The sequence below is a fragment of the Streptomyces sp. NPDC101166 genome (genome assembly GCF_044768125.1).
In the GTDB taxonomy this organism is placed as follows: domain Bacteria; phylum Actinomycetota; class Actinomycetes; order Streptomycetales; family Streptomycetaceae; genus Streptomyces.
In genome coordinates, this window is the sequence record NZ_JBIWPF010000001.1 from 949,844 (window position 1) to 969,586 (window position 19,743).

The 19,743-nt window shown below is 71.5% G+C and carries 20 protein-coding genes; 7 read left to right on the forward strand and 13 right to left on the reverse strand.

Annotation, left to right across the window (positions count from 1 at the left end):
• Positions 1-35: 35 nt before the first annotated feature.
• The 10 genes from ACIRS4_RS04040 to ACIRS4_RS04085 all read right to left on the reverse strand — a co-directional run bounded on the left by ACIRS4_RS04040 (position 36) and on the right by ACIRS4_RS04085 (position 10,423).
• Positions 36-866: an NAD(P)-dependent oxidoreductase gene (locus ACIRS4_RS04040; protein ID WP_404189560.1), complete on the reverse strand. Its 831-nt coding sequence runs from the start codon at positions 864-866 to the stop codon at positions 36-38.
• On the reverse strand, positions 863-1,363 hold the full coding sequence (locus ACIRS4_RS04045; protein WP_404189563.1) for a DoxX family protein: 501 nt from the start codon (positions 1,361-1,363) through the stop codon (positions 863-865). Before ACIRS4_RS04045 ends, ACIRS4_RS04040 begins: the two co-directional genes overlap by 4 nt.
• Positions 1,356-2,270, reverse strand: coding sequence for an alpha/beta hydrolase (locus ACIRS4_RS04050; protein WP_404189566.1), 915 nt, complete (start codon positions 2,268-2,270; stop codon positions 1,356-1,358). The genes ACIRS4_RS04045 and ACIRS4_RS04050 overlap by 8 nt, the downstream gene beginning before the upstream one ends.
• A gap of 31 nt (positions 2,271-2,301) precedes the next feature.
• Positions 2,302-3,957, reverse strand: coding sequence for a thiolase C-terminal domain-containing protein (locus ACIRS4_RS04055; protein ID WP_404189569.1), 1,656 nt, complete (start codon positions 3,955-3,957; stop codon positions 2,302-2,304).
• Positions 3,954-5,321 (reverse strand): cytochrome P450, encoded by a 1,368-nt coding sequence (locus ACIRS4_RS04060; RefSeq protein ID WP_404189572.1) that lies wholly within the window; start codon positions 5,319-5,321, stop codon positions 3,954-3,956. Before ACIRS4_RS04060 ends, ACIRS4_RS04055 begins: the two co-directional genes overlap by 4 nt.
• Before the next feature lie 34 nt (positions 5,322-5,355).
• A complete protein-coding gene (locus tag ACIRS4_RS04065; RefSeq protein WP_123766231.1) occupies positions 5,356-5,547 on the reverse strand; it encodes a ferredoxin in 192 nt (63 codons plus the stop codon).
• 16 nt (positions 5,548-5,563) lie between these two features.
• On the reverse strand, positions 5,564-6,937 hold the full coding sequence (locus ACIRS4_RS04070; RefSeq protein WP_404189576.1) for an ABC transporter substrate-binding protein: 1,374 nt from the start codon (positions 6,935-6,937) through the stop codon (positions 5,564-5,566).
• 89 nt (positions 6,938-7,026) lie between these two features.
• Positions 7,027-8,232, reverse strand: coding sequence for a CaiB/BaiF CoA transferase family protein (locus tag ACIRS4_RS04075; RefSeq protein ID WP_404189579.1), 1,206 nt, complete (start codon positions 8,230-8,232; stop codon positions 7,027-7,029).
• Positions 8,229-9,695 (reverse strand): aldehyde dehydrogenase family protein, encoded by a 1,467-nt coding sequence (locus ACIRS4_RS04080; RefSeq protein ID WP_404189583.1) that lies wholly within the window; start codon positions 9,693-9,695, stop codon positions 8,229-8,231. The genes ACIRS4_RS04075 and ACIRS4_RS04080 overlap by 4 nt, the downstream gene beginning before the upstream one ends.
• The gene (locus ACIRS4_RS04085) at positions 9,692-10,423 is read right to left on the reverse strand and encodes an SDR family oxidoreductase (protein ID WP_404189586.1); all 732 of its coding nucleotides are present in this window, start codon (positions 10,421-10,423) and stop codon (positions 9,692-9,694) included. Before ACIRS4_RS04085 ends, ACIRS4_RS04080 begins: the two co-directional genes overlap by 4 nt.
• A gap of 180 nt (positions 10,424-10,603) precedes the next feature.
• On the opposite strand from ACIRS4_RS04085, the gene ACIRS4_RS04090 reads away from it, so the two are divergent.
• Genes ACIRS4_RS04090 through ACIRS4_RS04105 form a run of 4 tightly spaced genes read left to right on the forward strand, consistent with a single transcriptional unit; the run spans position 10,604 to position 13,732 of the window.
• A complete protein-coding gene (locus tag ACIRS4_RS04090) occupies positions 10,604-11,410 on the forward strand; it encodes a TauD/TfdA dioxygenase family protein (protein ID WP_404189589.1) in 807 nt (268 codons plus the stop codon).
• The gene (locus ACIRS4_RS04095; protein ID WP_404189592.1) at positions 11,407-12,126 is read left to right on the forward strand and encodes an SDR family NAD(P)-dependent oxidoreductase; all 720 of its coding nucleotides are present in this window, start codon (positions 11,407-11,409) and stop codon (positions 12,124-12,126) included. The genes ACIRS4_RS04090 and ACIRS4_RS04095 overlap by 4 nt, the downstream gene beginning before the upstream one ends.
• Positions 12,123-12,659 carry a carboxymuconolactone decarboxylase family protein gene (locus tag ACIRS4_RS04100; RefSeq protein ID WP_404189595.1) on the forward strand — a complete coding sequence of 179 codons (537 nt, stop codon included), beginning with the start codon at positions 12,123-12,125 and terminating at the stop codon, positions 12,657-12,659. The genes ACIRS4_RS04095 and ACIRS4_RS04100 overlap by 4 nt, the downstream gene beginning before the upstream one ends.
• Positions 12,660-12,676: 17 nt before the next feature.
• The gene (locus tag ACIRS4_RS04105) at positions 12,677-13,732 is read left to right on the forward strand and encodes a dihydrodipicolinate reductase (protein WP_404189598.1); all 1,056 of its coding nucleotides are present in this window, start codon (positions 12,677-12,679) and stop codon (positions 13,730-13,732) included.
• Between the two features lie 19 nt (positions 13,733-13,751).
• On the opposite strand, the gene ACIRS4_RS04110 is transcribed toward ACIRS4_RS04105, so the two are convergent.
• From ACIRS4_RS04110 to ACIRS4_RS04120, 3 genes are read right to left on the reverse strand one after another with little or no spacing between them, the layout of a single operon-like run.
• Positions 13,752-14,543: an enoyl-CoA hydratase gene (locus tag ACIRS4_RS04110; protein ID WP_404189600.1), complete on the reverse strand. Its 792-nt coding sequence runs from the start codon at positions 14,541-14,543 to the stop codon at positions 13,752-13,754.
• Positions 14,544-14,567: 24 nt separating this feature from the next.
• A complete protein-coding gene (locus tag ACIRS4_RS04115) occupies positions 14,568-15,725 on the reverse strand; it encodes an acyl-CoA dehydrogenase family protein (protein ID WP_404189814.1) in 1,158 nt (385 codons plus the stop codon).
• On the reverse strand, positions 15,725-16,576 hold the full coding sequence (locus ACIRS4_RS04120; protein WP_404189603.1) for an acyl-CoA dehydrogenase family protein: 852 nt from the start codon (positions 16,574-16,576) through the stop codon (positions 15,725-15,727). The genes ACIRS4_RS04115 and ACIRS4_RS04120 overlap by 1 nt, the downstream gene beginning before the upstream one ends.
• A gap of 166 nt (positions 16,577-16,742) precedes the next feature.
• Between ACIRS4_RS04120 and ACIRS4_RS04125 the strand changes: the two genes are divergently transcribed.
• The 3 genes from ACIRS4_RS04125 to ACIRS4_RS04135 all read left to right on the forward strand — a co-directional run bounded on the left by ACIRS4_RS04125 (position 16,743) and on the right by ACIRS4_RS04135 (position 19,727).
• Entirely contained in the window at positions 16,743-17,630 is an 888-nt protein-coding gene (locus ACIRS4_RS04125; protein ID WP_404189605.1) for a TetR/AcrR family transcriptional regulator, read from the forward strand.
• A gap of 153 nt (positions 17,631-17,783) precedes the next feature.
• Complete coding sequence (locus ACIRS4_RS04130; RefSeq protein ID WP_404189608.1) at positions 17,784-18,950, forward strand: acyl-CoA dehydrogenase family protein; 1,167 nt, start codon at positions 17,784-17,786, stop codon at positions 18,948-18,950.
• Positions 18,951-18,959: 9 nt separating this feature from the next.
• Positions 18,960-19,727 carry an SDR family NAD(P)-dependent oxidoreductase gene (locus tag ACIRS4_RS04135; RefSeq protein ID WP_404189610.1) on the forward strand — a complete coding sequence of 256 codons (768 nt, stop codon included), beginning with the start codon at positions 18,960-18,962 and terminating at the stop codon, positions 19,725-19,727.
• The last annotated feature ends 16 nt before the right edge of the window (positions 19,728-19,743 follow it).

Genomic DNA, 19,743 nt, shown 5'->3' on the forward strand with positions numbered 1-19,743 from the left:
GTCGCCGCAGGTCGAGAGGGCGTACGGGTTCCCTCTCAACGTCCCATCGCGGCAAGGGCGGACAGGGCGGCGTTCCGCAGTGCCGCGGCGTCGCGTACGCCCGCCTTGTCCGCGATCTCGCCGAACAGGCGGACGTCCTTGGCGAGCAGGCCGCCCGCGTGGGCCGCGATGCGCTCCAGGCCGCCGCCCGCGTCGCAGACCCGGTCCAGCGCGAAGCTGGCCGCGCTGCCGCGCGGCAGGACCCGGGCCAGGGCGGTGCGGTCCAGACCGAGAGTGCCTCCCAGCCCGAGGGCGTCGGCGGCGAGCCCCAGGTGGGCGGTGAACAGCAGGTTGTTGAGAAGCTTGGCGAGCTGGCCGGAGCCGGTCGGGCCGAGGTGGACGACGGGGTCGCCGTAGGTGTGGAACACCGGGCGGCAGAAGGCGAAGACCTGGGGGTCGCCGCCCGCCATGACGACCAGGGTGCCCTCTTCGGCTGCCCGGCCGCCGCCGCTGACCGGCGCGTCCAGGACGAAGACACCCGACGCACGGGCCAGCGCCTCCAGACGACGGCAGGTGTCGGGGTGGACGGTGGAGTGGACCACGATCACCCCGCCGCGGCGCAGCCCGGCGAGGACGCCGTCCGGGCCGGTGATCACCTGTTCGACGTCGGCGTCGTCGACGACGCACAGGCACACCAGATCGCTGGCGGCGGCCAGTTCGGCGGGCGAACTCGCCATCACGGCCCCGCTGTCCGCGAACGGGGCGAGTGTGGTGCGCCTGCGTGCCCACAGGGTCGTCGGGTGTCCCGCCCCGACGATCCGGCGGGCCATGGGCGCGCCCTGGCTGCCCAGTCCGATGAAGCCCACGCGGGCGGGCGCCCCGCTCATGTCGTCCTCCTTGGCCGCCAGAACACGGCGAGCAGCCCGGCGGTCGCCACCACGCCCACCCCGAGCACGGCACCGGCGCCCGCCCACCCGGTCACCTCGATGCCGGCCGCCGTGTCCACCGCGTACTCCCCCGGTCCCCACGCGCCGAACGCCACGGCGAGCACGCCCAGGACGAGGACGTACTCGTAGCCCTCCTTGAAGACGAAGAAACCGTGCGGACGGTGGGCGAGCAGTCCGGCGACCAGCATCACCGACAGCACGGCCGCGCAGGCCAGCGGGGTCAGCAGCCCGAGGACGAGCAGGACGCCCGCGCCGATCTCGGTGACCACGCTCAGCCAGGCCTGCAGCCGCGGCCGGGTCAGGCCGAGACCGGCGAACCAGCCGGCGGTCCCGGTGATGCCGCCCCCGCCGCGCCAGTGGTTCCAGCCGTGCGCCACCATGACCGCGCCGAGCACGAGCCGCATCGCGAGCGCGGCGGCGTCGAAGGCCTCACCCATCGTGCCTCCCCCGTTCCGTGGGCAGCGCCTGCACGCCGAGCGCACACTCCTCGACGAAAGCGAGGACACGCAGGTGGTAGGCGAGGGCGGTGCGGCCCACGCTGGTGTTGTGGCCGGCCCCTGCCTGTTCATGGAGCACCACCCGGGGAGAGCCGGTGAACATCGAGGCCAGGTCGCACAGCCCTTCCGGCCCGTTGACCCACACCTGTTCGTGCTCGGCGAGGGTGATGTGGACCGGGACCGCGATGCGCGCCGACAGCCGGGCGAGATCCTCCTGCCAGCCGTCGCGGTGTCCCTCGTAGGCGGGCGAAGGAGAACCGATCCGCTGTCCGCCGTGCACGTCGGGCGCGTAGGCCTGCGGCGGGTGCCAGAGCGCGTGGCGCAGGCTTGGCCGGGCGCGGGTCGGATCACGTCGCCACTCCTCCATCGCCCTTACGGCCCTGGGGTGGTGCACGCGGCCCATGCCCGCCAGCTCAACGCCGAGCAGGTCTTCGACTCGCGGGCCGCTCGCCATGCGCAGGGTGAGTTCGGAGCCCGCCGAGTGCGCCCACAGGAACACGCCGAGGCCGCGCTCAAGCTCCTTCAACAGCGCGTCCACGGCCTCGTGCGCGAAGTCCGTGCGCTGTTCGGCCGTGCGCATGCGGTCCTCGTGTCCGGCCGAACTGCCGTAGCCGGGGCGGTCCAGGGCGACGACGGTGAAGCCGGCCGCGGCGGCGGTGCGCAGGAGCGAGAGCCTCGGGTGGCCGGGGTGGTCGAAGTAGGCGGAGGTGGTGGCCCCTCCGTGCAGGGCCACGATCACGGCCTGTGGGCGAGGCACCTCGGCCACCAGCGCGGACGCCGGCACTCCGTGCACGTCGACCACCTGCCGGCGCACGGCGGTGGTGAGTTCGGGTTCGAGTGAGGTCACGCCACGGTCCTGATGGTCACGGTCCTGGAAGTCATGCGTCCGTCCTGAGCAGGAGTACGCCGCTGGGGGTGAGCCCGCCGCTGGAGACCACCGCCGTGCGCGCCCCCGCGACCTGCCGCCGCCCCGCCCGGCCGCGCAGTTGGAGCACGGCCTCGTGGAGCAGGCCCATGCCATGGGTCCGGCCGTGGGAGAGCTGACCGCCGTGCGGGTTCAGGGGCAGCGCGCCGTCGGGGGCGATGTTCTTGCCGCCGTCCAGGAAGTCGCGCGCCTCGCCGATGCCGCAGAAGCCGAGCGCCTCGATCCAGGACAGGCAGTTGAAGGTGAAGCCGTCGTAGAGCAGCGCCACGTCCACGTCGGCGGGGCGCAGGTCGGTGCGCGTCCACAGATGGGCGGACTGGCCGAGGACCTGGGGTTCGTGGGTGAGGGTGGACTGGTCCCATTCGGGACGTTCGACGATCTGCGTGCCGACGGCCTCGACCCGTACCGGTGGTCCGGGGAGGTCGGGCGCGGTCTCGGCGGCGGAGACGACGACGGCGACGGAGGCGTCGCAGGGGACGTCGCAGTCGTAGAGGCCGAAGGGGGTGCTGACGGTGCGTGCCGAGAGGTAGTCGTCCATGGTGAGCGGGTCGCGGTAGATCGCGTCCGGGTGGCGGGCCGCGTTGGCACGCTGGTTGAGGGCGATCCAGCCGAGGGTCTCGCGGGTGGTGCCATAGCGGTGCATGTGCCGCTGGGCGTTCATGGCGAGCATCACCGCGGGCGAGACGGCACCGAAGGGCTTGAACCAACCGTCCGCACCGGCCCGTTGGGGCACGGCGATCCTGCCCTGCCGGACGAGTGCGCCGTGCGTCGCCTCCCACACCGTGCGGAAGCACAGCACGTGCCGGGCCAGGCCGCCCGCCACCGCGAGCATCGCGGCGATCACCGAGCCGCCCGGTCCGGGGGTCTCCGCCGCCCCGTTGTGCCACACCGGGCGGATGCCGAGCGCGGACTCCACAGCGGTCACACCGCCCTCGGCGAAGCCTCCGTACGCGCCGCCGCCGGGATAGGTGGACAGTCCGTCGATGTCGTCGAGGGTCAGGCCCGCGTCGGCGACGGCTCTCTCACAGGCCTCGACGGTGAGGTCGAGGGGCGGGACCATCAGGCGGCGGCCTATGCGTGAGGCGCCCGCGCCGCTGATGACCGCACGGTCCTCGAACCGGGGGCCGCGCAGCGCCGGGCGGAGGTGTCCGGTGACCGGGGGGTCCTCGGGCAGGGGCGCGGGCAGGGGCTGGCGCGCACACGGCCGGAACAGGGGCAGCCAGGCGTCACCGGCCTGCTCGAAGACCACTTCCATGCGTATGCCGATCCGCAGGTCCTCCGGCGCGCAGCCGACGACGTTGGTCGTCAGCCTGACGCGCGGGTCCTCCTCGATCGCCACCTGGACGACGACGAACGGGGAGGGCAGACCCGGGAGCGGGAAGCGATGGTTGACGGTGAAGCCGATCAGGGTGGCGAAGCCCGAGACCTCTTCGGCCTCGGTCTCGTGTCCCCGGCAGTGGCGGCAGACGGGCTGCGGCGGGTGGATCAGGGCCCGGCACGCGGTGCAGGTCTGGAAGCGGAGCCGTCCGTCCCGGCCGGAGGTCCAGAAGAATTCGGTCTCCAGGCGGATCTCCGGCTGCGGACGGACCGTGCCCCCGGTCTCGCTCAACGGATTTTCGCCTCCGCCTTGCGGACCGTGACCGGCTCGGCCAGTCCCTGTTCGTCGCAAGCCTGCTGGAGGTTGTCCAGGGTTTCCGCCAGCCCGGGTCCGAGGCGGGCGCCCGGGGTGAAGGTGGCCGGAAGGTGGCGCATGCCCTGGATGACGCCGATGGTCTCGTAGTGGACCGTACCCTCGGGGTCGCACTCGAAGTCCGGGATCCGGTCGAGGACCTGGAGCAGCATCCGCTTGAACACCGTGCGGGCGACGTTGGAGCCGATGCAGCGATGGATGCCCAGGCCGAAGGCGGTGTGGCGGTTGCCCCCGCGTGCGAGGTCGACCTGGTCGGGGTCGGGGAAGACCTGTGGGTCCCGGTTGGCCATCGCCCACGACAGCCACAGCCGGTCGCCCTCCTTGAGCTCGGCGCCCACGATCTCGCAGTCCTCGGCGACGGTGCGTCCGTCGCCGGGTGCCGGGGTGAAGTAGCGCAGGAACTCCTCGGTGGCCGTGTCCAGCAGTGTGTCCCGCTCCCCGCTCAGCCGGGCCCGTTCACCGGGGTGTTGGGAGAGCCACTCCAGGGCGTGCGCGGTCAGGGCGGTGGTGGTGTCGAAGCCGCCGCCGATGAGCAGGGCCAGCGCGCCGACCAGGTCCTCCTCGCGCGGGGCCGCGCCGTCGATCTCCAGGTGGACGAGAGCGTCGACGAGGCCGGGGCGGGGGTGCGCGCGGACCTCCTGCAGCGTGGTGGCGATGTCCCTGATCATCGCCATGTGAGCCTCCACCACCCGGGCCATCTCCGGCGAGTGCGGCGGGGTGTAGACACCGGCGTGGGCGGGCTCGTTGTACAGCTCCCACTTCTTCAGCGGGATGCCCATCATGGCGAGTGTGAACACGGCCGGCACGATGTTGGCGAGGTCGTCGACGAAGTCGATCCGGCCCGTCTCGATCCTCTCGTCGATGCAGGCCCGCGCCACGTCGTCGATGAACGGGATCCACCGCTGCACGGCGGCCGGGGAGAGGTAGGGGTTGAGGGCGGTGCGGTAGGCACGCTGCTCGGGCGGGTCCATCTCCAGGAAGCCGCCGCGCAGGCCCCTGCCGCGGGGCGGGGCGGGGATGCTGATGCCGCGGTAGCCGCGCCGCTCGCCGTGGATGTCGTGGTCGTTGGACAGCTTGTCGCCGGCGCGGGCGAAGGCGAGCAGCTCTCGGTTGCCGGCGGCCACCCAGTGTCCGTCGTAGGTGTCGGTCCAGGCGAGCGGGCAGCCGCTGTGGAACGCGCGGGTCTGCTCCTCGAACCGGTCGCGGTACTCCGGGGCGTGCCGGTCGAAGTGGACGCGGGGCTGTTTGCGGGCGTCGTCGCCGGTGGTGTCCGGTGCGGTCATGGGCTGTGCTTCCTCTCGGTCCGCCGGGTACGGCTCAGAACACGCCGATCGCGCGTTCGGGGCAGGAGCGGACGGCCTCGACCACCGCGTCCTCCTGGTCGGTGGGGACGTCCTCGGCGACGGGTGAGGAGTGTCCGTCGATCTCGCTCAGCTCGAAGACCTTGGGGGCGCGCATGGCGCACAGGGTGTGCCCCTGGCAGCGCTCGGGGTCGACGCGTACCTTCACGTCTCTCACTTCCGGTTCAGGTCAGGTCGGACAGGGACTTGCCGACATCGGCGAGGGTGGCGGGCTTGCCGTAGCCGCCCTTGTACTCGTAGATGGGGGAATCGCAGCGGAAGGCGCCCTGGTCGGGCTTGAAGTCGGCCACCTGCCAGCCTTTGGCGGTCGCCTCGACGACGGAGTAGCACGTGGGCGGCTCCTTCGAGGTGAGGTCGAAGGGGGCCTGCAGGCCGCCCGCGGTGAAGTCGGTGTTCTTCATGGCGTTCTCGTACACGCACTTCCGTGTGATCTCGGCGCAGTCGCGGGCCGCGGTGGCGAACAGCAGCCAGGCGGAGAAGGCGCGCAGGGCCGGGTAGGTGACCTGTTTGCCGGGGGCGTACTTCTCGAACAGGCCGGTCAGCTGCCGCACGGCCGGGTTGTCGGCGGCGCTCTCCAGCGGGGCGGTGGCGAAGAGTTCGGCGTAGTTGTGCTGCTTGTCCAGGGCGGCTCCGGCCAGTCGGGGGAAGGCGGGGCCGTAGGCGTTGCTGTTGGCGTCGATCCAGTCGGGGCTGTAGCCGATGCCGGTGAGGGCCTGCTCCAGTTTGGCGAGGCTCGCGAAGTCGCCCAGGAAGACCAGGCCCCGGACGCCGGACTTCTTGATCGACTGGGCGTACGGCGTCCAGTCGGAGACTCCGGCCGCCGGGTACAGGTCGCTGTAGGAGACCTTGCCGCCGAGGCCGGCGACGGCTTCCTTGAACTGGGCGGACATGGCCTTGGTGACGGGAGAGTCGCCGGCGATGATGCCGACCTTCTTCGCCGAGTCCGGGTACTTCTCCTTCAGCAGCCAGGAGTAATAGCCGGCGTACTGGAAGTAGCCGGCGGTGGGGCCGGAGGCCAGTGCCTGGAGGTCGGAGCCGATGGCGCCGATCTGGCTGGACTGGGAGGGGAAGTTGGGCAGCAGGCACTTCAACCGGTCCTGGACGCCGAGGCTGTCCAGGGCGGCGCCGCCGCCCACGAGCGCGAAGTCCGCCTTGCATGCCTCCAGGACCCGCTGACGGACCTCCATGAGCTTCGCGTCGCGGGTGACGGGAACGAGGTCGAGGCCGTTGATGCCGCCCGCGTCGTTGCACCAGGACGTGAACACCTTCGCGGCGTCCACGAATTCGGACCTCTTGGTGAAACCGATGTCGGACAGGACACCGACCTGGATCTCGTCGTCGGTGACGCCCTGGACGGTGGAGGGTCTGGTGGTGCCGGGACCGCAGACGTCCTTCAGGGTGCCGAAGTCCCCACTCGCCTCGGCGGCGGGGCTCGTCCTGCGGGCGGGGTCGGTGCCGGGGTCGTCGCCGGAGCGGGTGGAGCAGCCGGCCAGCAGCACCGCGGTCACGGCGACCGCGCCGATCAGCGTCCTGCGCATGGTGCCTCCTCGGGGAGCTCGGACGCCGTCGTCCGAGGGAGGTGAGGGAGTGCGTGGGGTGGCGTGGGCCGGGTGCTGTGCCGACGCCGTCAGGTGATCGCGCCGCTCGCCTTGAGGGCGAGGATGCGGTCCCAGTCGTAGCCGAGCTCGGTGAGGATCTCCTCGGTCTGGGCGGCGAACTCGGGGGCGGCTCCCAGGCGGGTGTCCTCGACGTCGAACTGGACGGGGCTGGAGACCAGTTCGAGGTCGCCGGCCCGCCCGATGTAGCCGTTGGCGCGGACCTGCTGGTCGGCGGCGGCCTGGAGGGTGTCCTGGACGGGTGCCCAGGGCCCGTCGAGCGCGGCGAGGTCCTCGGACCACTCGCTCAGGGTGCGGCTCGCGATCACCTCGCGGAGGATCTTCACCCCGTCCGCCGTGTGCTCGGCGATGGCCTCGGCGGTGGCGAACCGGGGGTCGTCGGCGAGTTCCGGCCGGCCGATGCAGCGGCACACCCCGGGCCAGAACTTGGCCGGCTGGAGCATGACGAAGGCGATGAACCGGCCGTCGGCGGTGCGGTAGAGCCCCGAGAGCGGGTTGGTGGGTGAGCCGTGCGCGCTGGGCGTGACACCCTCCCAGGCACGGTCGAGGTGGACGGACAGGGCGATGGAGTGGCCGAGTGCCCACAGGCCGCTGCCGAGCAGCGAGACGTCCACGACGGGGGCCTCACCGGTGCGTTCGCGGCGCAGCAGGGCGGCCGCTATGCCGCCGGCGAGGTTGGTACCGGAGACGGTGTCGCCGTAGGCGGGTCCGGGTGGGCTGATCATGCCGTCGCTGCCGGGCGGGGTGATGCTGGCGGCGGTCCCCGCGCGGGCCCAGAAGGCGGTCATGTCGTAGCCGCCCTTGTCCGCCTCCGGACCGCGCGGGCCGAGGGCGCTGCCGCGGGCGTAGACGATGCGCGGGTTGACGGCGCGGATGTCGTCGACGTCGATGCCGAGCCGCGTGCGGGAGGCGGGCATGAAGCTGGTGAGGAAGACGTCGGAGTCCTTCACCAGTTCGTACAGCACCTCCTGGCCCTCGGGGCGGGACATGTCCAGGCCGAGGGAGCGCTTGCCCCGGTTGGCGTGGGCGACGTTGGGGTTGGGTTCGCCCTCCACCCGGAACGGGCCGGTCTGGCGCAGCCCGCGCTGCGGGTCGCCGGTGACGGCGTGCTCGATCTTGACGACGTCGGCGCCCCAGTCGGCGAGCACGGCCCCGGCCGAGGGGACGAAGCCGTACATGGCGACTTCGAGGACGCGGATGCCTTCGAGTGGTTTCACGTCCCCTCCCCGGCCGGCACGACGCGGCCGAACGCCTTCTCCTCCAGGAACTCCTCGAACCCGGCGCGTCCGCTCTCCCGGCCGATGCCGGACTGCTTGTACCCGCCGAAGGGCACGTCGGCGGAGAAGTAGTTGCCGCCGTTGATCGAGAAGGTGCCGGTGCGGATGCGGCGGGCCAGGCGGATCGCGCGCGCGTCGTCGGCGCTGTGCACGGCGCCGGACAGGCCGTACTTGGAGTGGTTGGCGATGCGGACGGCGTCGTCCTCGTCGTCGTAGGGGATGACCGCGAGGACGGGTCCGAAGACCTCCTCCTGGGCGATCTCGCTGTCGGGGTCCACGCCGGCGAGGAGGGTGGGTTCGTAGAACCAGCCGGGGTCGACGCGGGTGCCGCCGCGGACGAGCGTCGCCCCGGCCTCGACGGCGCGCCGCACCATCGCGTCGACCTTGTCGCGCTGCTGCTCGCTGATGAGCGGGCCCATGGCGGTCTCCGGGGCCTTCGGGTCGCCGACGCGGACGCGTTCCATGCCCGCCGCGACGAGCCGCACGATCCGGTCGTGGTCGGCGCGCGGCACGAGGAGCCGGGAGGTGAGGGCGCAGCCCTGGCCGGAGTGGGAGCAGATGGTGAAGGCGGCGAACATGGCGGCCCTGGTGTAGTCCGCGTCGTCCAGGACGATCATGGCGGACTTGCCGCCGAGTTCGAGGAAGACCCGCTTCACGGTGCCGGCCGCGGCGGCCATGATGGCCCGCCCGGTGGTGGTGGCGCCGGTGAAGGTGACCAGGTCCACGTCGGGGTGCGTGGTGAGCAGTTCGCCGACCTCGGTGCGCGAGGAGCTCAGGACGCTCACGACACCGGGCGGGATGTCGGTGTGCTCCGCGACGAGTTCGCCGAGCGCGAGGGTGGTCAGCGGGGTCTGCGGGGCGCCCTTGAGGACGACGGTGCAGCCGGCCGCGAGCGCGGGAGCGAGCTTGGCCAGGGCGAGCTGGTTGGGGAAGTTGTACGGCAGGATGGCGGCGACGACCCCGGCCGCCTCCTTCTCCACCCAGCGGTGGTGGCGTTGGCCGCGGCTCTCCTTCTCTCCGAGGTCCTCGGTGAACTCGTAGGTCTCCAGGACGTCCGCGTAGTACGTCACCAGGCCGATCGGCTCGTCGAGCTGGGGGCCGTGGGTGAGCTGGCGGGGCGCGCCGACCTCGGCGATGGTCAGCTCGCGCAGCTCCTCGCGGTGGTCGTCGAGGGCTTGGTGGAGCTGGCGCAGACAGCGCAGCCTCAGGTCCTTGTCCGTGGCCCAGTCGGTGGTGTCGAAGGCGCGGCGGGCGGCGGCGATCGCGGCCTCGGCGTCGGCCTTCGTGGCGTCCGGAGCGTGGCCGAGCAGGTCACCGGTGGCGGGGTCGTACGAGGGGAAGGTGCTGTCCCCGGCCACCAGTTTGCCGTCGATCAGCTGGGACTTGGCGACGAGGGAGCTCACAGCCGCACCACCGATCCGCCGTCGACGGCGATGACCTGTCCGGTGACCCAGGCGGCCTCGTCGGAGAGCAGGAACATGAGGGCGCCCGCCTGGTCGGCGGCGGTGCCCATGCGCTTGAGGGCGAAGGACTGCACCATGGCCGTGCGGTACTCCTCGGGGATGATGCTGCGGGCCGCCTCGGTGTCCGTGGGTCCCGGCGCGATCGCGTTGACGCGGATGCCGCGCGGGCCGAGTTCGGCGGCGAGGGAGGCGGTGAGGTGGTTGATGCCGGCCTTGGCGAGCCCGTAGAAGCCGGTGGCCTGCCAGGCCGCGGTGGAGGACTGGTTGACGACGGCCGCGCCCTCCTTAAGGTGCGGCAGCGCGGCGCGGGTGACGTGCAGCGCGCCGAGCAGGTTCACCTTCAGGAAGCGGTCGAGGTAGTCGTAGTCGACGGTGACGATGCCCTCGCGGCGCATGCCGTGGAAGATCGCGGCGTTGTTGACCAGGTGGTCGATCCGCCCGAACTCGCGCATCACGGTCTCGATGAGCGCTTCGGCGGAGGCGGGGTCGGCCACGTCGGTCCGCACGAACAGGGCGTCGCCGATCTCCTTGGCGACCCGCTGCCCCTGCTCCTCGTTCAGCTCCGCGACCACCACGCGTGCGCCCTCGGCCGCCAGCGCCCGGGCGTACCCCTCGCCGATGCCCTGGCCGGCTCCGGTGACGATGATCACCTTGTCCTTGAACCGCATCCCAGCCTCCTCGCTCAGTTGCTCGGAAACTACATTCTCCCTTAGCGTGAAGCAAGGATTCGTACACGAGAATCACACTGTCATGCAGGTGCGCTTCTCTCCCAACACCCCGGCATGCATGGGGGTTTCCGCCCCACACCTCATGAGAATAGGATTCTCGTATTCGGAAGGGGCATTTCCATGATCGATTCGAAAGCGTTGGGTCCGGCATTCGGTGTCGAGTTCACCGGGGTCGGGGACCCCCTCGACGACTCCTTCGTCCACCGCTGCGTGGAGGCCCTCAAATGGCGGGGCGTCCTGCTGGTGCGCGGGCTGCATCTCGACGACGAGCAGCAACTGGCGTTCAGCCGCCGACTGGGCGAAGTGGTCGCGCTGAACGGCCAGGAGATCTTCCCGATCTCCATCAACCCGGAGAAGAGCAGGACCGCCAAGTACCTCAAGGGCGCCTTCTTCTGGCATCTCGACGGCACCACCGACGACGTGCCGGTGAAGGCCACCACCCTGACCGCCCGCCAGATCGCCATGACCGGCGGCGGCACCGACTTCGCCAGCACCTACGCGGCGTACGAGAACCTGCCGGAGAAGGACCGCGAGCGCTTCGAGTCCCTGCGGGTGGTGCACAGCTTCGAGGCCGCCCAGCGGCTGGTGAACCCCGACCCCGATGAGAAGGAGCTCACCGCCTGGCGTGCCCAGCCCACCCACGAGGTGTCCCTGGTGTGGCGGCGCCGCGACGGCCGCCGCTCCCTGGTCACCGGCGCCACCGCCGACCATGTCGTCGGCATGGACCCCGTCGAGAGCCGCGCCCTGCTGGACGAACTGCTCGACCGGACCACCCAGGAGCGTTTCCGCTACACCCACGAGTGGGAGGTCGGCGATCTGGTGGTCTGGGACAACACCGGCGTCCTGCACCGGGCACTTCCCTACGACGAGGACTCCGAGCGGCTGCTGCACCGCACGACCGTCGTCGGCGACGAGGCGTTCGCATGAGCGCCGCGCCGGCCTCGACCGCCGTCGTGACCGGCGGTGCCTCCGGCATCGGCCGGGCGATCGCACAGCGGCTCACCGCCGACGGCCTGAACGTGGCCGTGCTCGACCTCTCCCCCGTCGAGGAGGGCTTCGGGCTGACGGTGGACGTCACGGACCGTGCCCAGGTCGACAAGGCGATGGACGCGGTGCGCGAGCGGTTCGGGCCCGTGCGTGTCCTGGTCAACGCGGCCGGCAAGGACGGCTTCACCCGCTTCGCGGACCTGCCCTTCGCCGACTGGCAGCGCGTGGTCGACATCAATCTCAACGGCGTCTTCCACTGCGTCCAGTCGGCCCTGCCGGACATGCTCCGGGCCCGCTGGGGCCGCATCGTGAACATCTCGTCCTCCAGCACGCACTCGGGACAGCCGTTCATGGCGCACTACGTCGCCGCCAAGTCCGCCGTCAACGGGCTCACCAAGGCCCTCGCCCTGGAACTCGGACCGAAGGGCATCACGGTGAACGCCATCCCACCCGGCTTCATCGACACCCCCATGCTGCGCACCGCCGAACAGAACCAGCGACTCGGCGGCACCATCGAGGACCACATCGCCCGTACACCGGTACGCCGCGTCGGCCGCCCGGAGGACATCGCCGCGACCTGCGCCTTCCTGGTCGGCGAGGAGGCCGGTTACATCACCGGGCAGATCATCGGCGTGAACGGGGGCCGCAACACATGACGAGGGTGCCACCCGTCCCGTACGAGGAATGGGACACCGAGGTGCTGCGGCCATTGACCGGCGGGCGTACCGTTCCGCCGTCGAACGTGCTCGGTCTGCTGCTGAACCACCCGGACCTGGCCGAGGCGTTCCTCACCTTCGGCACCCACCTGCTGTACCGCAGCACCCTGCCCGCGCGGACGCGGGAGCTGACGATCCTCCGGGTCGCCTGGCGGCACCGGTGCCGGTACGAGTGGTCCCACCACGTGTCGCTGGCGCGTGCGGCGGGTGTCACCGAGACGGAGCTCGAGGAGGTTCGCCGAGGCGCGGCCACCCTGCTGAACCGGGCCGTGGACGAACTGGAGACCACCTCCACCCTCTCCGACGAGGTGTACGGGGAACTGGCGAAGGACATGGACGAACGCCGGCTGATGGACTTCGTGTTCACCGTCGGGGCGTACGGAATGCAGGCCATGGCCTACAACACCTTCGGCGTGGAGCCCGACCCGGGGACGGACGACGGGGGCATGAGCGGTCAGGGGGCGGCCGCGTGACCGGGAGAGATGGTGACATGCGGCGTTCCGCACGGCACGGCGAGCCGCTTCACGTCGTCCAGTGGGCCACGGGAACCATCGGCGCACAGTCGCTGCGCGCCGTCCTCGGCCACCCCGGCATGACGCTGGCCGGAGTTCACGTCCACTCGCCGGGCAAGGCCGGACGGGACGCCGGCGACCTGTGCGGCACGGGCCCCACCGGCGTCACCACCACCCACCGTCTCGACGACGTCCTCGCCCTGGGCGCCGACTGCGTGCTGTACATGCCGCGCGCGGCCGGCCTGGACGACCTGTGCGCCCTGCTCGCGTCCGGCGCGAACGTCGTGGCCACGACCGGCGGGTTCCACCACCCGGCCGGCATGGATCCGGCGGTCCGCGGACGCGTCGAGGCGGCCTGCGAGCGGGGTGGCACCACGCTCCACGACACCGGCAGCAGCCCGGGCTTCATCACCGAGGCCGTTCCGCTCGTGCTGGCCTCCGTCCAGCGGCGGCTGGAGAGACTGGCCGTCCACGAGTACGCGGATCTGTCCCAACGGAACTCACCGGAGCTGCTGTTCGACATCATGGGCTTCGGCCGGGCGCCTGCCGCGGAGTTCGACGAGGGACGTCTCGCGCACCTCCGGGGGAGCTTCGGGCCGTCGTTGCGTCTGGTGGCCGACGCCCTCGGGGTGCCGCTCGACTCCGTACAGGCCAGTGGGAGGTTCGCCACCGCGGCACGCACGACCGGCATCGCCGCCGGCGTCCTGCCCGCCGGCACGGTGGCGGCGCAGCGTACGACCCTGTCCGGCCTGCGCGGCGGCCGCACGCTGCTGGAGTTCAACGCCACCTGGTACTGCACCACGGACCTGGAGCCGGCCTGGGACCTGCGACCCACGGGATGGCATCTGACGGTGGACGGCGACGCGCCCCTCGACGTCGACCTGCGGGTCCCCGTGCCGCTGGAGCGGCTGGGGGCGGTCTCCCCCCGCTACACCGCGCACCGGGCCGTCAACGCGGTACCCGCCGTCTGTGCGGCGGCACCGGGCATCCGGACCACGGTGGACCTCCCCCCGTTCACCGCGGCCCTCGGCTGAGCCCGGGGCCGTCCCCGGCTCAGCCCTGCTTCAGTCGCTGCTTCATCTCGTCCAGGCGGGTCAGGATCGGGAAGCCGTCCACGCTCAGCGCGTTGCCGTGCCCCGTCTGATGGACGTCGAAGACCGACTGGAGGGCGGCGTGGAAGCCCTGGACGTCGAGGGTCTGGTTGACGGCCCGTTTGGCCTGGCGCAGCCCGAAAGGCGGCATCGCGGCTATCCGTTCGGCCAACTCGTGGGTCGTCGAGCCGAGTTCGTCGAGGGGCACGACCGTGTTCACCATGCCGACCTGCTCGGCCTCGCGGGCGGTCAGCGGCCGTCCGGTGAAGAGGATCTCCTTGGCCTTGCGCGGGCCCAGTTCCCAGGTGTGGCCGTGGTACTCGACACCGCCGATGCCCATGTGCACCACCGGATCGGAGAACTCGGCGTTCTCCGCCGCGACGATGAGGTCGCACGGCCAGCACAGCATCAGCCCGGCCGCGATGCACTTGCCCTGGACGGCCGCGATGGTCGGCTTGGGGATGTTGCGCCACTTCAGCGCGTACTCCAGATAGTGGCGGGTCTCGGTGTCGTAGATCCACTCCAGGGTGATCTCGCCGGGGCCGGGCCAGCGGTCCTTCAGGTCGTGCCCGGCGGAGAAGTGCCGCCCGTTCGCCCTGAGGACGACGACCCGGACGTCCCGGTCGCGCGCAGCCCGGGTGTAGGCCGCGTCCAGGTCGTCGAGGAGCGCCAGGGTCTGGGCGTTGGCCGCCTCGGGCCGGTTGAGGGTGATCGCGGCGATGCCGTCCTCGACCTCGTACAGGATCTGGTCCATGTGGCGTGTCCTCTTGTCCCTCGTCTATCGCGGCAGGCCGAGGATGCGCTCGGCAATGATGTTGCGCTGGATCTCGCTGGTGCCGCCCGCGATGGTGCCGGCGAAGCTGCGCGCGTACCGCTCGAACCAGCTGGAGATGAAGTGCTCGTGGTGCATGTGGTGGTACGGGCCCGTGCGGGCCGGATGCTCCAGCCCCTCGGCGCCGTGCGCCTCCAGCGCGTGCAGCGAGGCGGACTGGACGGCCTCGGAGCCGAGCAGTTTGAGCACCGAGATCTCCGCCGGGTCCCGGTCCGGGCCCAGCTGGCGGTAGCCGAGCAGCCGCAGCGCCGTCAGGTCCATGCGGAGCGTGGCGTACCACTCCTGGCCGGCTCCCGCGCCGGCCGCGTCGCGGAGCAGGTCCTCAAGGCGTTCGGCGTACGACAGCCACAGCAGCGTGCGCTCGTGGCGGAGGGAGCCGTTCGCCACCCGCCAGCCCTCGTTCAGGGGGCCTACGAGGTTCTCGCGGGGCACCCTGACGTCGGTGAGGAACACCTCGTTGAAGTCGAGGTCGTCCTCGGCGGCGATCGATCCGAACGGGCGGCGCACGACGCCTTCGGTGCCGGTCGGGATCAGCAGGGCGCTGATGCCCTGGTGCTTGGGCGCGTCCGGGTCGGTGCGGACGAAGGTGAGCAGGACGTCGGCGTCGTGCGCGCCGGAGGTCCAGATCTTCTGCCCGTCGACCACGAACCCGTCCCGGTCCGGTACGGCCCTGGTGCGCAGGGAGGCCAGGTCGGAGCCTGCCTCGGGTTCGCTCATGCCGAGCGCGGCGGTGATCTCGGCACGCAGGATCGGCACCGCCCAGCGGCGCTTCTGCTCCTCGGTGCCGAAGGTGAGCAGGGAGGCGGCGATGATGCCGAGGCCCTGGGGGTTGAAGCTGTGGTAGACCCGGCGGCGGGCCAGCTCCTCCAGGTGGGCGAGTTGCTGGGGCAGGGTGGCGTCCCGGCCGCCGTACTCGGGCGGCTGGCCCGGCAGCAGCCAGCCCGCGTCGAACAGGGTGCGCTGCCAGCGGCGTGCCCAGGCGGGGACGTCGCCGCTGGAGCCGGCGCGTTCGCGGGCCTCGGCCTCGTCGGGCAGGTGGGCGTCGAGAAAGGCGGCGAACTCCGCGCGGAACGCCTCCACCTCGGGGTCGTCGGCCAGCTTCATCACGCGAGCAATGCCTTCCTGTGAACGGATGCGACACCGAGGAGCAGGTCGCAGGCCTGGGCGCGTTTGAGGTGGTACTGCAGTTCGTTCTCCCAGGTGAAGCCCATGGCGCCGAACAGCTGCAGACCGTGCCGGAAGACCAGGCGCTGGCACTCGCCCGCCGCGGCCTTGGCCATGTGCGCGGCGTCGGTCCGGCGCGGGTCGTCCTCCGCGAGGGTCAGGGCGCCGAAGTGGGTGAGGGCACGGGCCCGTTCGATGGCCACGTGCATGTCGGCCGCCTTGTGCTTGACGGCCTGGAAGGAGCCGAGCGGCCGGCCGAACTGTGCACGCTGCTTCACATGGTCCAGGACGAGGTCGAGGACGCGCCGGCAGGCGCCGACACAGGTGGCGGCCAGCCCCAGCAGGGCCAGTTCGGGCACCGCGGCGACCAGGCCGTCGGCGTCCACATGGGCGGCGTGCAGGTGCGGATCGAGCACCGGCACCCGTCCCGCGGCCAGCTCCGCTCCCGGGACGACGATGACACCCCGGCGGGTGAGCAGTGCGACCTCGTCCGCCCGGTCGGCGTCCAGGACGTAGCGCCCGGCGCCGTCGAACACGGCGGTGCCGCTGCCCTCGGGGAGGCGGCCGGTGAGCGGTGCGAACCAGGTGGCGGTGGCCAGGAACGGGGTGGGATCGGCGGCGTACCCCAGTTCCTCGAGGATGAGGGCGAGTTCGAGCGGGGGCGCCTCCAGCCAGCCGAGGCGGAGGTAGGTGTCCCACTGCTGGTCCTCGGGGCGGCCGCGCACCTTGGTCACCGTCTCGCGCACGGTGCGCCGCAGCAGCCGCTGCTCCTCGTCGAGTTCGAACTCCACGCCCGGCCCCCTCCGCCGTACCACCGGCTGCATCCGGGCACGAGCCCGGACCGGGGTTGAGAATAACATTCTCACATTGCGCGAGTAAGACTCTTGCACTTCGTAGAGCGTAATTCGGTAGGGCTCCGGCCTCCCCTTTCCGCATACGTGGAGTACCGTTCTTCCCATGAGTGTCGTCCCCGCCGAATCCGTCGAGTCCCCCGAGCCCGCCTGGCGGCAGCGCGCCGTCGAGCGCTCCACCCGGGCGGCGAAGCTGCGCGCCGAGCAGCGCGTGCAGCGCTTCCTGGACGCCGCCCAGGAACTCATCGCCGACAAGGGCACCACCGACTTCACCGTGCAGGAGGTCGTGGAGCGCTCCCGCCAGTCGCTGCGCAGCTTCTACCAGCACTTCGACGGCAAGCACGAGCTGCTGCTCGCGCTGTTCGAGGACGCGCTGGCGAGGTCGGCCGCCGACATCCGCGAGAAGACCGCCACGGGGCAGGACCCGCTGACGCGACTGCGGATCGCGGTCGAGTTGCTCTACGACTCCTCCAAGCCCCGTCCCGGCCGGCAGTCGCCCCTCTTCACCGACTTCGCCGTCCAGCTCCTGGTGTCCCACCCGGACCAGGTGGCCACCGCGCACCTGCCCCTGCTCAGCCTCTTCACCGAGCTGGTGGAGGAGGCCGTGGAGGCGGGGCAGGCCACCTCCCCGAAGGCCCGGCGCACCGCCTCCCTGATCATGCAGACGGCCATGTTCACGGCCCAGGCCCCCGCCGCCCCGGTCGGAGCCCACCCGTCCCCGATCACCGTCGAGGAGGTGTGGGCGTTCTGCCTCGGCGGGATCACGGGCGGAGCGGTGGCGGGCCCCCAGGAGTCGGCGACCGGGCCTGCCGCGAAGAAGACAGGTGCGGCGAAGAAGTCGGCCCCCGCGAAGAAGGCGACCTCGGGCACCACGGCGAAGAGGACAACCTCGGGCACCACCGCCAAGAAGACGGCATCGGCCACCACCGCGAAGAAGTCCGCCACACCGGCAAAGTCCGGCACCCGTAAGGCGACTTCCCGGCCCCGGACCTGATCCGACCGCCCTCACGCTCGGGCCCCCGCGGCGCACCCGCGGGGGCCCGCTCACGTCGAAACATCTCCCCCGGGCTCTTGACCGATCGTTTTGGTCTGACCTTTGATATGTTTCGCACTTTCCATCAGCCGCCCGGCAGAGGGGTTCCCCACCGTGGACTTCGAGCTGACCGAGGATCAGGAGACGATCCGCAAGTCCGTGGCCGGTCTCCTGCGTGATTTCGACGACCGGTACTGGATGGAGAAGGACCGGGACCACGCGTTCCCTGAGGAGTTCTACACCGCGGTCGCGGACGGCGGCTGGCTCGGGATCACGATCCCCGAGGAGCACGGCGGCCACGGACTCGGCATCACGGAGGCCACGCTGCTGCTGGAGGAGGTCGCGCGCTCCGGCGGTGGCATGAACGCCGCCAGCGCGATCCACATGTCGATCTTCGGCATGCATCCGGTGGTGGTGCACGGCTCCGAGGAGCTGAAGCGGCGCACCCTGCCCCGTATCGCGCGCGGCGATCTGCACGTGTGCTTCGGGGTGACGGAGCCGGGCGCCGGACTGGACACGACGAGCATCACGACGCACGCCCGCCGGGACGGCGACCACTACGTCGTCAGTGGACGCAAGGTGTGGATCTCCAAGGCCCTGGAGTCGGAGAAGATCCTGCTGCTGACCCGCACGGCCCGGCGCGACGAGGTCGGCAGGCCGACGGACGGCATGACCCTGTTCCTGACCGACCTGGACCGCGACCGGGTGGACATCCGCCCGATCCCGAAGATGGGCCGCAACGCCGTCTCCTCCAACGAGCTGTTCATCGACGAGCTCAGAGTGCCCGTCGAGGACCGGGTCGGCGAGGAGGGCCAGGGCTTCCGCCATCTGCTCGACGGCCTCAACCCGGAGCGGATGCTGATCGCCGCCGAGGCGCTCGGCATCGGCCGGGTCGCCCTGGAGCGGGCCGTGCGGTACGGCCGTGAGCGGGAGGTGTTCGGCCGGCCCATCGGCATGAACCAGGGCATCCAGTTCCCGCTCGCCGACGCACTCACCCGCCTCGACGCGGCGGAGCTCGTGCTGCGCAAGGCGACGTGGCTGTACGACCGGGGCCGGCCGTGCGGGCGGGAGGCCAACACCGCCAAGTACCTGTGCGCGGACGCCGGGTTCACCGCCGCCGACCGGGCCCTGCAGACGCACGGCGGCATGGGCTACTCCGAGGAGTATCCGGTGGCGCGCTTCTTCCGGGAGGCCCGCCTGACGCGGATCGCGCCGGTCAGCCAGGAGATGGTCCTGAACTATCTGGGGTCCCACACGCTGGGGCTTCCGAGGAGCTACTGAGGAGCCGTGATGGCCGAAGGAACGGGACTGTTCGATCTGGCAGGGCGTTCGGCGCTGGTGACCGGCGCCGGCGGTGGCATCGGCTCGGCGGTGGCCGAGGCGCTGGCACGGGCCGGGGCCGCGGTGCTCGTCACCGATGTCGACGAGGCGGCTGCCGCTGCCGTGGCCACGAAGCTGACCGCGCGGGGCCTGCGGGCCGAGGGGGCCGCCCTGGACGTCGTGGACCGGGAAGCGGCCGACGCCGCGGTGTCCCGGGCCGCCGCGCTCACCGGCGGGACGCTGCACATCCTCGTCAACAACGCCGGGGTCACCGCTCCCGCGATGTTCGAGAAGCTGGAGAAGGAGTCGGTGCGGCGACTGATCGAGATCCATGTGCTGGGAGCGTTCCAGTGCGCGCAGGCCGCGCTGCCCTTCCTGCCGACGGACGGCACCGGGCGGATCATCAACGTCACGTCGTCGGCCGGCCTGACCGGCACCCTGGGCCAGGTGAACTATTCGGCGGCCAAGGCCGCCGTCATCGGGTTCACCAAATCGCTGGCCCGCGAGCTGGCCAGGAAGAACATCCTGGTCAACGCGCTGGCGCCGCTGGCGGCGACCTCGATGACCGAGACCATCCGTACCGACCCGAAGTTCGCGGACCGGATGCTCGCCCGGATCCCGCTGGGCCGGTGGGCGGAGCCGGCCGAGGTCGCGGGCGCGTTCGTCTTCCTCGCCTCCGACGCGGCGTCCTTCGTCACCGGGCAGGTGCTGCCGGTGGACGGCGGGCTGGTCATCTGACGGACGGCACGCGGTG